The organism is Actinotignum timonense, assembly GCF_002860685.3.
Lineage (GTDB): Bacteria > Actinomycetota > Actinomycetes > Actinomycetales > Actinomycetaceae > Actinotignum > Actinotignum timonense.
The window spans coordinates 1978181-1991082 of the sequence record NZ_CP136960.1 but is presented as its reverse complement, the minus strand read 5'-3'; the positions used below and the strand labels follow the sequence as shown (position 1 = coordinate 1991082).

9 protein-coding genes are annotated in these 12902 nt (G+C 61.1%); 8 read left to right on the top strand and 1 reads right to left on the bottom strand.

Annotation, left to right across the window (positions count from 1 at the left end):
* From trpB to CYJ17_RS08260, 7 genes are all read left to right on the top strand, one after another.
* A complete protein-coding gene (trpB, locus tag CYJ17_RS08290; protein WP_320753138.1) occupies positions 1-1248 on the top strand; it encodes a tryptophan synthase subunit beta in 1248 nt (415 codons plus the stop codon).
* On the top strand, positions 1241-2038 hold the full coding sequence (gene trpA / locus CYJ17_RS08285; protein WP_087070586.1) for a tryptophan synthase subunit alpha: 798 nt from the start codon (positions 1241-1243) through the stop codon (positions 2036-2038). Before trpB ends, trpA begins: the two co-directional genes overlap by 8 nt.
* 164 nt (positions 2039-2202) lie before the next feature.
* Entirely contained in the window at positions 2203-3480 is a 1278-nt protein-coding gene (locus CYJ17_RS08280; protein ID WP_101595408.1) for a cell division protein PerM, read from the top strand.
* A 67-nt stretch (positions 3481-3547) separates the two neighbouring features.
* Positions 3548-4951 (top strand): alpha/beta hydrolase, encoded by a 1404-nt coding sequence (locus CYJ17_RS08275; RefSeq protein ID WP_087070588.1) that lies wholly within the window; start codon positions 3548-3550, stop codon positions 4949-4951.
* A 97-nt stretch (positions 4952-5048) separates the two neighbouring features.
* A complete protein-coding gene (locus CYJ17_RS08270) occupies positions 5049-5318 on the top strand; it encodes a DUF3017 domain-containing protein (protein WP_026428220.1) in 270 nt (89 codons plus the stop codon).
* A gap of 141 nt (positions 5319-5459) precedes the next feature.
* On the top strand, positions 5460-6785 hold the full coding sequence (locus CYJ17_RS08265; RefSeq protein WP_234984483.1) for a hemolysin family protein: 1326 nt from the start codon (positions 5460-5462) through the stop codon (positions 6783-6785).
* A gap of 835 nt (positions 6786-7620) precedes the next feature.
* Entirely contained in the window at positions 7621-8322 is a 702-nt protein-coding gene (locus CYJ17_RS08260) for a BspA family leucine-rich repeat surface protein (protein ID WP_087071226.1), read from the top strand.
* Positions 8323-8329: 7 nt separating this feature from the next.
* On the opposite strand, the gene CYJ17_RS08255 is transcribed toward CYJ17_RS08260, so the two are convergent.
* A complete protein-coding gene (locus tag CYJ17_RS08255) occupies positions 8330-9679 on the bottom strand; it encodes an IS256 family transposase (RefSeq protein WP_087070464.1) in 1350 nt (449 codons plus the stop codon).
* Between the two features lie 84 nt (positions 9680-9763).
* On the opposite strand from CYJ17_RS08255, the gene CYJ17_RS08250 reads away from it, so the two are divergent.
* Positions 9764-12901 (top strand): hypothetical protein, encoded by a 3138-nt coding sequence (locus CYJ17_RS08250; RefSeq protein ID WP_143231866.1) that lies wholly within the window; start codon positions 9764-9766, stop codon positions 12899-12901.
* The last annotated feature ends 1 nt before the right edge of the window (position 12902 follow it).

Here is a 12902-nt window from a genome sequence, read left to right as displayed (position 1 = left end):
ATGACCGAAGGACACACGATGGAAAGCTCCACCTCGGGAACCTCCACGCCGCCGGCCGGCGCTACCGCGCGCCCGGGCCGTTTCGGCATCCACGGCGGGCAGTTCATCCCGGAAACTCTCATGCCGGCCATCGAAGAACTGGACGCCGCCTACCGGCACTACCGCGACGACCCGGAATTTAACGCCGAACTCACCGATCTTTTCAATAACTACGCGGGCCGGCCCTCCCTCCTCTACTACGCGGAGCGGATGACGCGCGACCTGGGCGGCGCGAAAATCTACCTCAAACGCGAGGACCTCAACCACACCGGCGCCCACAAAATCAATAACGTGCTCGGCCAGGCGCTGCTCGCCAAGAAAATGGGCAAAACCCGCCTCATCGCGGAAACCGGGGCCGGCCAGCACGGGGTCGCCACCGCCACCGCTGCCGCGCTTTTCAATATGGAATGCGTGGTGTTCATGGGGGAGGAAGATACCCGCCGCCAGGCCCTCAACGTGTACCGCATGCGCCTGCTGGGCGCGGATGTGGTCGCGGTGAAATCCGGGACCGGCACCCTCAAAGACGCCGCCAGCGAAGCCTTCCGCGAATGGACCGGGCGGGTGAGCGATACCCACTACTGCCTCGGCTCGGTTATGGGCCCGCATCCCTTCCCCACGATCGTGCGTGATTTCCAAGCGGTTATTTCCCGCGAGGCCCGCGCCCAGATCCTGGAAGCTGAGGGGCGCCTGCCCGATGCCGTCATCGCCTGCGTGGGCGGCGGCTCGAACGCGGCCGGTTCTTTCTACAACTTCGTAGATGATGCGGGCGTGCGCCTCATCGGCGCGGAAGCGGCCGGGCGGGGCGTGGATACCCCGGATACCGCCGCGACCATCGCCACCGGCACCGAAGGCATTTTCCACGGCATGAAATCCTATTTCTGCCAGGACGAATTCGGGCAGATCGCCCCGGTGTACTCCATCTCGGCCGGCCTGGACTACCCGGGGATTGGCCCCGAGCACGCCTACTGGCACGATATCGGGCGCGCGGAATACGTCCCGGTCACCGATGCGGAGGCCGTGGATGCGTTCGAATACCTTTCGCGCACCGAGGGGATCATTCCCGCGATTGAATCGGCGCACGCCCTCGCGCACGCCATGAAGATCGCCCCGGAGATGCCGGGCAAGATTATTATCGTCACGCTCTCGGGCCGCGGGGATAAGGACGTCGCGGCCATCGCGCGCTACCGGGGAGAAGATATCCATGACTAAACAGGTACCCATCGCCCGGGCTTTTTCCCGCGGCAAAGCTTTTATTCCGTTCTTCACCTGCGGGGATCCAGATTTAGGTACGACGGCGCACATTATCCGCGCGGCCGGCCGGGCCGGTGCAGATCTCATCGAATTCGGCGTGCCTTTCTCTGATCCGACCGCCGAGGGCCCGGTCATCCAGGCTTCCTCGGAGCGGGCGCTGCGCGGGGGAGCCACAACGGACAAAATTTTTGAGATGATCGGCCAGGTGCGCCCGGATCTGGAGTGCCCCTTCGTCATCATGACCTACGCTAATGTGGTCTTCTCCTACGGCCCGGAGCGCTTCGCGCGCCGCTGCGCGGAAGTTGGGGTCTCCGGCGTGATCCTCCCCGATGTGCCTTTCGAGGAGAAGGCCGAATTCGAGGGGGCTTTGGCTGTGCATAACGTTGATCTCATTTCGCTGATCGCGCCTACCTCCGAGGACCGGATCGAAGCGATTGCGCGGGCCGCGCGCGGCTTCCTCTACGTGGTCTCCTCCATGGGGGTGACGGGCATGCGCTCGAATATCACCACCGATGTGGGGGCCATCGTAAAGAAGATCCGCTCGGTCACGGATACTCCCTGCGCGATTGGCTTCGGGATTTCTTCCCCGGAGCAGGCCGCCCGCATGGGAGCGCTCTCCGACGGGGTGATCGTGGGATCGGCCCTGGTTTCCCGGATTCACGAACTGGCGGCGGCCGGAAAGGGCGCGGAGCAGATCGCCGCGGATATCGCCGGCCGGGTGAGCGAGCTCAAGGGCGCGCTCGGCTAAGCGCCGCGAAGGTGCCGCTGCGCGTAGCGGAGCGCAGGCTCCGCGCGTGCGGCGGAGCGAAAGCCCCGCCGCGAGCACGCTGCGGCCGCGCGATATGGTGCGGTGAGCAACACGCCGGGCCATCTTCCGCGGCCCGGCACCCATCGCGCGCCACCATGGAAGGGATGTTAACGTATTCGCGCCGCGTGGCGCTCGCCCTGGCCGTTATCCAGCCCGTGGTCCTCACCTGGATCACGGTGGTGCTCATCTGCCTGCTCGGATACACCCTCACCGCGGCCTCCCCGCTGCTCGGGGACGTAACCTGGCAGGGCGCGGCACGCCTGGGCGGCTCCCTGTGGCTGCTCGCCCTCGGCACGCCGCTGGTGAGCGCGGGCGGGCATATCGGCCTCATGCCCCTGCTCCTCACCGCACTTATCGCTTGGCTCACGGTGCGTTTCCTGCGTGCCATCGTGGTGGAAGACTGGTGGGACGTAGCCATCGCCACGCTGAGCGGAGCGGGCAGCGCCGGCGTGATCTGCCTACTCTCCCTCCCGCAATCATCCCTGCTCCACGCCCTCGTGGGCGGGGCGGTGCTCGGCTTCGCCGCCAGCCAATGCGCCTGGCTGGAACGCCCGGCCTGGCCCGGCGTGGCCATCCTGGAACGCGGCTGGCGCCTCATTGCACCGCTCGCCGCCACCCTGGCGGTAGTGAGCCTCCTCCTGGTTCTTGCCGCGGTGGTGCTCGGCTTCGGGCGCGCCCAGGCCCTGCACGCCGCCTACCTCACCGATCTCACCGGCACGATTCTCTTCACCCTCACCCAGCTGCTTTTCGCTCCCGCGCTGGCGGTATGGGCACTGGCCTACGTGACCGGCGCCGGTTTCACGGTGGGCAGCGGCGCGGTCTTCTCGGCCCTGGGCGGCAGTTTCGCCCCCATCCCCGGCCTTCCCGTGTTCGGCCTGCTGCCCGACCCGGCCCTGCGCCCCGCCTGGCTCCTCATCATCCCCATCCTCACGGGCCTGGCCTGGGGAATTATCCGCTCGCTGCTCCCGCGCGACTGGGTGAGCGCCGCGGTGGGCGCCCTGGAACTCCTGGTGCTCGTGGCCCTGGCCGGGCAATTCGCCACCGGCGGGATCGGCCCGGGCCGCATGCTCGAGGTCGGCACCCGCGCCCCGCTCCTCACCGGCTGCGTGGCGCTCACGGTGCTGCTACCCTTCGCGCTCGGTTACGGCGCGCGCGACTTCTGGGCGTGGGTGCGCGCCTTGTGGGAACGCTACCGGGTACGGCGCGCCCTGCGCCCCGCCCCGCAGCAGAACGACGACGCCGCCCACCCCGCAGCGCCCACTTCCGCCACCACAGCGGATGCCGCGGTCACGGCTCCTACCGCCGCGACCGCTGCGGAACCAGCATCTTCTCAGCCGGCCGCCGCTGACTGGGAGGAGCGTGGGAAAAGTGAGGAAAAATAACAGGAGAGCTGGGCATAGAGTGAAATAACGGCGCGCGGAGGTGCCCGAGCGGCCTAAAATTTTGCCTATGCTTCAACCCAATACGCACGGGGCGCTCCTGGCTGCCGGCCTCTGCTCGCTGGCTTTCCTGGCGCTGGGGGTGCGCACCATCCCGCGTACCCGCCGCCTGGCTACCGCGATTCCGGTGCTTGCCATGGTGGTGGCAGCCGTATGCGGCGTCGTCGCTATTGGGGTGGGCATGAACCTCAACTTGCAGTACGCAAGCACGTGGAGCGATGTCAAAACCATTTTCACGAAAAGCGGCGGCAAGGCTTCCGTGACCGCGGTGACGAGCGAGCTCCCCAAATACGCCGGGCAATCCGGTGAGATCCCCATGCCGGAAGGCAAAGAATGGAAAGCCGATTTCACCCCGGCCGGGCACGGGGTGGTGGGAACCGTCTTCCGCGGCCCCGAATCCGGCCTTGAGCTGCCCGTATGGGTGTACCTGCCCCCGGATTATTCCCCGGAGCGCACCTACCGCGTGATCGTCATGATCCAGGGCTTTCCCTCGCAGACGGAGAAAATTCCGGGAGTGCTGGATTTGGAGCATACGATGCCGGCGAGCGCGCCCGATACGATCGTGGTGGTCCCCTCCCTCAATGTGGATAACCAGCAGCCCGATTGCGTGGATCTATCCGGGCGGCCCGCGGTGGGAACCTGGGTGAACCGCGATGTTGTGCAGATGGTGCGCAAGAATTTTTCCGTCTCCGCGGATCGGCGCGACTGGGCCATTGCCGGGGCCTCCTACGGGGGCTGGTGCGCGCCGGTGCTCGGGCTGTACAACCCGCAAACCTTCGCCTCGGTGATTTCCTTTTCCGGGTACAACGTGCCGGTTATCGGCCTGACCCAAGCCCCCGGCCTGCGCGAACAATTCACCGTCACCAACCTCATGAAAAAAGCGAGCTGGCCGCAGTCCATGTACTTCACCGGCACCCGCACCGATAACGACCCGGTGGAACTGGCGCGCGGCCTGGAGGAAGTCAAGAACCCGCGCCTGAAAACCACCGTGCACCTGGACCCGAACGGCGGGCACTCCTGGGACACCTGGAAAAAACAGCTGCCCGGGGCGCTGGAGTGGTGGAATGGTGATCGGGCGGGCGGAGCGAAAAGCGTGGTGGCCACCCGCGGGTGGATGACCCAAAAAACCACCGTCGCCGGCGCCTATCTGCTCTTCGCGCTGCTGGCCGCGGGGAGTATTGTGCGCGGGCGAGCCCTGGTGCGCCGCCCCCGCTACGTGCCTCGGCACGCGCTGCATACCCGCCGCCACGCCCTGCCGCGCGGCACAGGCCGCTACCGGATACGGCGCTGGGCCTGGGTGAGCCTCACGGTGGCCTGGGGGATCGTGGCCCTACTCCTCACCGTCAATCTCAAAACGCATACGGTTGAAGACATCCGCTTTATCGGCGCCTTCTTCCACCTCTTCACCATGTAGCTGCGGGCGGGCGCCCGCGCAGGCTGGGCACCCCATGCCCGGGGTAGCACCGCGCAGGCCGCGAGCGTCCGCCCGGGCGCGGGCTATACTGGCTCACGTGAATGCGCACTTTTCCCACCCGCTGGTCTACTGGGCCTGCGCGGCCTGGATCGGCATCATCGTGGCCCTCGCCTTCCTCGCCGACCCGCGCGTAGCCATCCTCGCGCTCGCGGGCAGTTTCGTGATCCTCGCGGTGGCGCGCCTGACCCTACCCACCGGCTACGTCCCCTCGGTGCGTTCGCGCATCACCGACGCCGCCACCCTCCTCCTCCTGGCCGCAGCCCTCTTTTTCCTTGCGCGTTTCGCCCTCACGCCCCCCGTTATTTAAGAACGACGCCGCAGCACCCTGGCACGCCACCACGCAGGCGCTGCGCCGTCGCTGTGCCACTGCACCCCTCCCGTGTTCGCTTGCCGCTTGTTTCTGAGACGCGGTGGGCCTGGTGGGCGCGGGCTCGTCCATACTGGTGGAGTGAGTCCCTTAGCTATGAACATTATCTGGGTTGTTGTTTTCACGCTGATCGGCGCGTTTTTCGCCGCTTCGGAAATCGCGCTGGTTTCCCTGCGGCAAACGCAGATCGACGAGATGGCGGAGAACTCCGCCTCCGGGAAAACGATCCAGCGCCTAACCTCGGATTCCAACCAGTTTCTTTCCGCAGTTCAGGTGGGCGTGACCCTGGCCGGGTTCTTCTCCGCCTCCTTCGGTGCGGCCTCCATCGCCCCGGAGATCGCGCCCACGTTCAGAGCTTGGGGGATGTCCGAAAACGGGGCCACCACCCTGGCTTTTGTGCTCACCACGCTCGTGATTTCCTATATTTCCATTGTGTTCGGGGAGCTGGTGCCCAAGCGCATCGCCCTGCAATCGGCGGAAACTATCTCCACGCTGGCCGCTCGGCCCCTCGCTTTTATTACCGCGGTGCTGCGCCCGGTCATTTGGTTCCTAGGCGCGAGCGTGAACGGGGTGCTGCGGCTGTTGCGCCGCGACCCGAAAGAGCAGCGCGAAGAAATGGGAGTCGCGGAGCTGCGTGCCTTCGTGGCCAGCCAGGAAACGATTGGCACCGAGGAACGCGATATGGTCGTCTCGATGCTGTCCGTTTCGGACCGCACCGTCCAGGAGGTTATGACGCCGCGCACCGAAGTGGAATTCCTGGACGCGGAACTTTCCCTCGACGAAGCACGCCCCCTCGTTACGGCCCTGGAACACTCGCGTTATCCGGTGCGCCGCGGTGGGAACGACGACGACGTGATCGGCTTCCTACACATTCGCGATATGCTCGCTCCCGCTCCCACGGCTCAACGGGTGAGCGATTTGGTGCGCCCGGTGACGTTCTTCCCCACGGGTAAGGATGTGCTGGAGGCTCTTTCAGATCTGCGGAAAGCCCACGCTCATCTGGCCATCGTGGTGGATGAATACGGGGGTACGGACGGCATCGTCACCATTGAGGACGTGATGGAAGAATTCGTGGGCGAAATCCGCGATGAATACGACCGCGAGGTCCCCAAGGTGCAGGTACACGGGGGAGTGCGGGATATGGACGGGCTCTCCACCCGTCCCGAGGTGCTCAAAATGCTCGGGGTGGAGCTCCCCGAGGGGCCTTTCGATACCCTGGCCGGCTATATCATCGCCCAGCTGGGGCGCATGCCGCAGGTAGGGGATTCCACCCGGCTGGGCGCGGTGGAGCTCACCGTACAGTCCCTGGACGGGCGGCGCATCGACCGGGTGCGGGTGGACCAGGTGACCGAATCGGAGGACATCGCCATGGCCCGGATGGAAGGCCACAGCGAAGCCGGGCGGTAGCTGGTGCCCTAGCGGATCACGCGGGTAGCCGAATCGCGCGGGGAGCGAGATCCGCCGGCGGCGGCCGGAAGCCCCTGCTGCCAGCGGGCGTGGCGCCGTTGAATTCTGGATATACCTTCACGGAGCTGAACTGCGTTTTGGTCTGGCGGTGCATGAACGCTAAAAAATAGCATTTTTACGGGGTGGTATATGCTTCCAGTTTTCGCGACAGTGAAAATAATAGATAGAAATAGTCACTGTTAGGCCGCATAGAAAACTAATTATTATGTATAAATCGACGGTGTATTCGGCAAGTAATCGAGCTATGGTGGGCTCGTTTTCGCTCTGTTGAATTTTGGTTACAAAAGACGTTTCCGCTCGAGACTTTAGTCACAAGTAGCTACCTATTGCCGCATAAATAAGCGGAAAAGTCTGACTACTGCGTGGTTCGTGCTGGAATTATCCTGAACGTCACCCGTGGTGGAAACTGTAGAAATTAGCTAAGGTAAATCAAGAAAGCGACTATGCAGTCGTACTCATTCCTATTCCTTATTGAACGTGAAAATGGTTTCGCGACGAGTGTGGGATGTTTGCCTGTAACGGTATCAATTGGTGAGGGGTTAGTAGTGAAGCTGATCAAACGAGCGGCTGCCGTTATTGCCGCGCTTGCTGTTTTAGCGGGGGGGGGGTAGCCGCTCCTAGCCTCGCGTCACCCGACACTTCCGATGGGGGAGAAACGCGTGCAACGGAGCGCGCTGCCGGTATCCCCGTCGGCCCCAACCTCACCGCCACCTGGGATTCCACCACAAAAACACTCACCGTAGCTGGCCACGGCGAACTCGACCGTAAACAGTGGATGGATCTGAAAAAACAACACTGTGCCACGCAGGGGAAAGCGGAGCCAAGGAAAATACTTTTCGCTCCGAAAGAGGGTAGTGACATTATTTTTCCGGCTGACTCCTCTATCTTGTTTCAGGGCTGTTTTAATGCCGAGATTTACTTTCCGCCTTACGGTATTAACACTAGCGGTGTTACGAATATGAGGGGAATGTTTGCGCAAACCCACAGGGCTAATCCAGAGGTTTCCAACTGGGATGTTAGTAACTGTACAAACTTCACGCAAATGTTTTGGGAGGCTGGAGCTAATCCAGATGTATCGAGGTGGAAGCCTAATACTAAGGCGAATTTCCGGTGGATGTTCCGAGATGCGGAGAATATAACGATTATAGATATCTCGAACTGGACGTTTGATGAGGCTGGCACTTATCAGAATAGCAAAAAAGCGGAATTTGCTTTCTGGACTAGGGGCCGCACGGTATTTCGACTAAAAGGCAAACAATTCGCACAGCTGCAATCGCAGACGAGGGGTATTGGATTTCAGGATATTCGCTATGAGGTAGTCGAAGAGGCGAATCCCTCAGGTGAGGAAAATATTATTCTTACGGGAATTCAAGGTAGGGATCTAAATTATCTTTTCTCAATTCGTTCAGATTTTTCGAAGTACCAGGATGATGCTATCTATCTCATTCGTCGAGTGTGTCAAGTTGTTTGTGTGTGAGCATTGTTTATAAATACTTATTAAACCGGTCAGGGTAGGCCACGGACATCTGGTTAATAGCAGTTTTCCAGCCCTGGACCCGAGCACCCTCAACATAATGGCCTACATCCACACTCCCTTTCCTCGATTCCTTCGCAAGCTTGGCAGCCCGCCGATCCTCAATATGACAAATCATCAACCACAACGCCTTGATCGCCGCCTCGTCGTTCGGGAACTGACGCCGGTTACGCGTAGCCTTACGCAACTGGCTGTTAAACGACTCGATAGCATTCGTCGTGTAAATAACCTTGCGCGCTGCCGGCGGGAAGCCCAAGAAAGGCGTGAAACGCTCCCACGCGTCCCTCCAGACCTTCACTGATTGGGGATACTTCAACCCAAGGTCACTTACCGCGAACTCTTCTAAAGCACACCTAGCGGCTTCCTCGCTTGGTGCCGTATACACGGCACGCAACGCCGCCGATACGGCCTTACGGTCCTGGTAGTTCACCCACCGATTCGCTGCCCGAATCAAATGCACGATACAGGTCTGTACCATCGAGTCCGGCCAGGTAGCCTCCACCGCTTGAGGTAAGCCTTTCAGACCGTCACAACACACGATAAACACGTCTTTCACGCCCCGGTTAGCCAGTTGGGCACACACACTCGCCCAGAAAGAAGCGCCTTCCTCACGGGCGATCCACAAGCCCAAAACGTGTTTGACGCCGTCCATGTTCACGCCGATAGCCATATAGGCACTCTTGCCTACCACGCGTCCTCCATCGCGTACTTTGATCCGGATCGCGTCAAGGAAAATCACGGGATAAAACTCGTCTAACTGGCGGTTTTGCCAGGTGAGTACTTCGTCAAGGACCGCGTCAGTGATTGCGCTGATCGTCTCCGGGGATACCTCTAGGCGCAGGGAGGTGGCTAGGTGGTGGTGGATATCGCGTACGCTCATCCCGCCGGCATACAAGCTCACGATCATGTCATCCACGTCTGTCAGGCGCCGCGCGCCTTTAGGGACCATGGTCGGGCGGAACGTGCCGGCCCTGTCACGGGGAATATCCACGGTGATCATCCCGTAGTTCGTGGCCACGGTTTTCGGGTAGCTACCGTTACGGTAGTTCCCCATGCTCTCGGCGCCGGCTTCGGCTTTGGCTTTACGGTCTGAGTGTGCGTAGCCTAAATGGGCATCCATCTCGGCTTGAAGGCCACGCGTGATCGAGGCTTGGAGCATGCCGCGTACCAGGTCGTTAGCGTTAGTAGTAGACGTGGCTAGCTCGCCGATCAGCTCGGCCATTTGCGGGTTAGCCAGGAGTTTCTTCTCGATGGCATCGATACGCTGCTTGTCTTCAGGGTCTTGTTTCACGGTAGTCATTCTGGTTTATCTCCTAGGTGGTTTTCACCCTCACACACAAACCATTAGACACTCTCCATTCGTCCGGCGGACCGTGACAGGATTATGGTGAGTGCGAACCCGATCACCATCTACACCGACGAACAACTACCATCTCTGACGTATACCGTGTTGCCTGCGGGTGTTGAAAACCAACTCGAAGGTCAACTGGAAACAACATATTCAAATGGTTTGGGCCCGGGTGAATATCCGATCAGCCAGGGAGGACTGCGCCTCAAGCGCGAGGCGCTTTCTACCTACTCATTAAAGTTTGTCCCCTCAACCGTAACCGTAAAAGAAAAGCCTGCGCAGCCGAAGCCGCAGGTGACTGCTACAAACTGGGTTGATGGTGCGAAAGATTGTAATACCCGGAAAGTCACGCAGTCCCGGACCGTGACAGCGACTCCGTATCGGTGGGATTCTTCCGCGCGGAAGTGGGTTCTCGACGCCTCCAAGGCTTCGAAGAAGGCTGAGTCGCGTCAGCGTGACATGAATGATGGGGAACATCGTGCTTGTACGCCGCAGCCGCCGGCCCAGGTGACGTCAACTGCGTGGGTTGATGGCGCGAAGGATTGTAATACTCGGAAGGTTTCGCAGTCGCGTACCGTGACCACGACCCCGCATAAGTGGGACTCGGGTAAACGCCAGTGGGTTCTAGACACGAGCAAGGCGTCTAAGAAGACCGAGACGCGCCAGCGTGATATGAATGATGGCGAGCATCGCGCGTGTAGTCCGCAGCCTCCGGCTCAGGTGACGGCAACTAACTGGGTTGATGGTGCCAAGGATTGCAATACCCGTAAGGTGTCGCAGTCGCGTACCGTGACGACGACACCCTATAAGTGGGATTCCGGCAAGCGTAAGTGGGTCCTCGACACCGCGAAAGCGAGCAAGAAGACTGAGACGCGTCAACGGGATATGAACGATGGGGAACATCGTGAATGCACTCCGCAGCCGCCTGCTCAAGTCACCGCGACGAATTGGGCTGATGGGGCCAAGGACTGTAATACCCGTAAGGTGTCGCAGTCGCGTACCGTGACGACGACCCCGTATAAGTGGGACTCCGGTAAGCGTCAGTGGGTCCTCGACACCGCCAAGGCTTCGAAGAAGAGCGAGACCCGCCAACGGGATATGAATGACGGCGAGCATCGCGCATGCACGCCGCAGCCGAATCCGCAGGTGACTGCTGCTAACTGGGTTGATGGCGCGAAGGACTGTAACACCAGGAAGGTTACGCAGTCGCGTACCGTGACGACGACTCCATATAAGTGGGACTCCGGTAAGCGTCAGTGGGTCCTCGACACCGCGAAAGTAAGTAAGAAGACTGAGTCGCGTCAGCGGGATATGAACGATGGGGAACATCGTGCATGTACGCCGCAGCCGCCTGCCCAAGTCACGGCAACGGATTGGGTTGATGGTGCGAAGGACTGTAACGCCAGGAAGGTTTCGCAGTCCCGGACGGTGACGACAACGCCCTATAAGTGGGATTCTGGTTCGCGTAAGTGGGTTCTCGACACAAGCAAGGCCTCGAAGAAGACCGAGTCGCGTCAGCGGGATATGAATGACGGCGAGCATAGGCAATGTACACCGCAGCCGTCGGCCCAAGTCACCTCGACGGATTGGGTTGATGGTGCGAAGGATTGCAACACCCGCAAGGTTTCGCAGTCGCGCACGGTGACAACGACTCCGCATCGGTGGGACTCGGGTAAACGTCAGTGGGTCCTCGATACCGCGAAAGCGAGCAAGAAGACTGAAACCCGTCAACGCGAGATGAATGACGGCGAGCATCGTGCATGTACGCCGCAGCCGAATCCCCAAGTGACGGCAACGAACTGGGTTGACGGTGCGAAGGACTGTAACACCAGGAAGGTTTCGCAGTCGCGCACCGTGACCACGACCCCGCATAAGTGGGACTCGTCGCAGCGCAAGTGGGTGCCTGATACCGGTAAGGCGGTCAAGCGGACCGAGACGCGCCAGCGTGACATGAATGACGGTGAGCACAAGGCGTGTAGCCCGCAGCCGCCGGCTCAGGTGACCGCTACTAATTGGGTTGATGGGGCGAAGGACTGTAACACTCGTAAGGTCACGCAGTCTCGCACCGTGACGACGACACCTTCTAAGTGGGACTCTTTTCAGCGGAAGTGGGTCTTGGATAGTGCTGCGTCGTCGACAAAGACTGAAACCCGCCAGCGGGAGATGAACGATGACGAGCATCAGGCGTGTACTCCTCGGATCCCGGTTCAAGTCACGCATTCGGATTGGGTTGACGGCTCCAAAGACTGCAACACCCGCAAGGTCACGCAGTCGCGTACCGTGACGACGACCCCGTCTAAGTGGGACTCTTCCCAGCGGAAGTGGGTCTTGGACACGGCTGCGTCGTCGACAAAGACTGAAACGCGTGAGCGGGATATGAATGACGCTGAGCATCAGGCGTGTACTCCGAGGCTCCCGGTTCAAGTCACACATTCGGATTGGGTAGACGGCTCCAAAGACTGCAACACCCGCAAGGTTACGCAATCCAGAACGGTGACGACGACCCCGCCTAAGTGGGACTCGGGTAAACGCCAGTGGGTTTTGGATACCGCGAAGGCTTCGAAGAAGACTGAGACGCGTGAGCGGGATATGGATGAGCGCGAGCTTGGGGAATGCGTGAATGTTGCCCTCACGGTTTCTAAAGACACCCTCACAGTGGTGAAGGGCCAACCGGTTCTTGAGCCGCTAAGCGTGGAGGCCACCTCTACGACGGATGCGGGGCTGATCAGCCTGCAAACCGTGTGCGCCCCGAAACACGACGGACAGGCTGATACGGATCAGAATGCCTTGCCTGTGGGTGTGGAGTTGGTGCGCGTGAAGCAAGCACCTGATGGCGTTGAGCTTGCAGGGAATGGTGCCCGGACGGTTGGTGAGGTGGATGGTAATGCCACCCAGGCCGAGCTCGGCACGTATCGGTGTTGGGTGTATGCCACGAAACCCGGTATCACTATCGACCCGCTCACCGGTGCGGCTAATGGGCCTAACGCTGTGGAAGGTGTGGGGTGGGCGCGCAAGCCTTTGAGTGTGGAGGTTGTGCAGCCCGCGCTTCCGAAGACGGGTGGGGCTGGAATGAACCGTACGGCCGGCCTGGGTGCGCTCCTGATCGTGGGGGTCACCGGTGGCTGGTGGTGGGCTCAGACCCGTAGGAAGAAGGGGGTGGGCCGCCGCGCGTGAA

Bases quoted from the DNA above. Each gene is read 5' to 3' on its own strand.
- trpB (WP_320753138.1), top strand. From the start codon at position 1: ATGACCGAAGGACACACGATGGAAAGCTCCACCTCGGGAACCTCCACG.
- trpA (WP_087070586.1), top strand. From the start codon at position 1,241: ATGACTAAACAGGTACCCATCGCCCGGGCTTTTTCCCGCGGCAAAGCT.
- CYJ17_RS08280 (WP_101595408.1), top strand. From the start codon at position 2,203: ATGTTAACGTATTCGCGCCGCGTGGCGCTCGCCCTGGCCGTTATCCAG.
- CYJ17_RS08275 (WP_087070588.1), top strand. From the start codon at position 3,548: ATGCTTCAACCCAATACGCACGGGGCGCTCCTGGCTGCCGGCCTCTGC.
- CYJ17_RS08260 (WP_087071226.1), top strand. From the start codon at position 7,621: ATGGATCTGAAAAAACAACACTGTGCCACGCAGGGGAAAGCGGAGCCA.
- CYJ17_RS08255 (WP_087070464.1), bottom strand. From the start codon at position 9,679: ATGACTACCGTGAAACAAGACCCTGAAGACAAGCAGCGTATCGATGCC.
- CYJ17_RS08250 (WP_143231866.1), top strand. From the start codon at position 9,764: ATGGTGAGTGCGAACCCGATCACCATCTACACCGACGAACAACTACCA.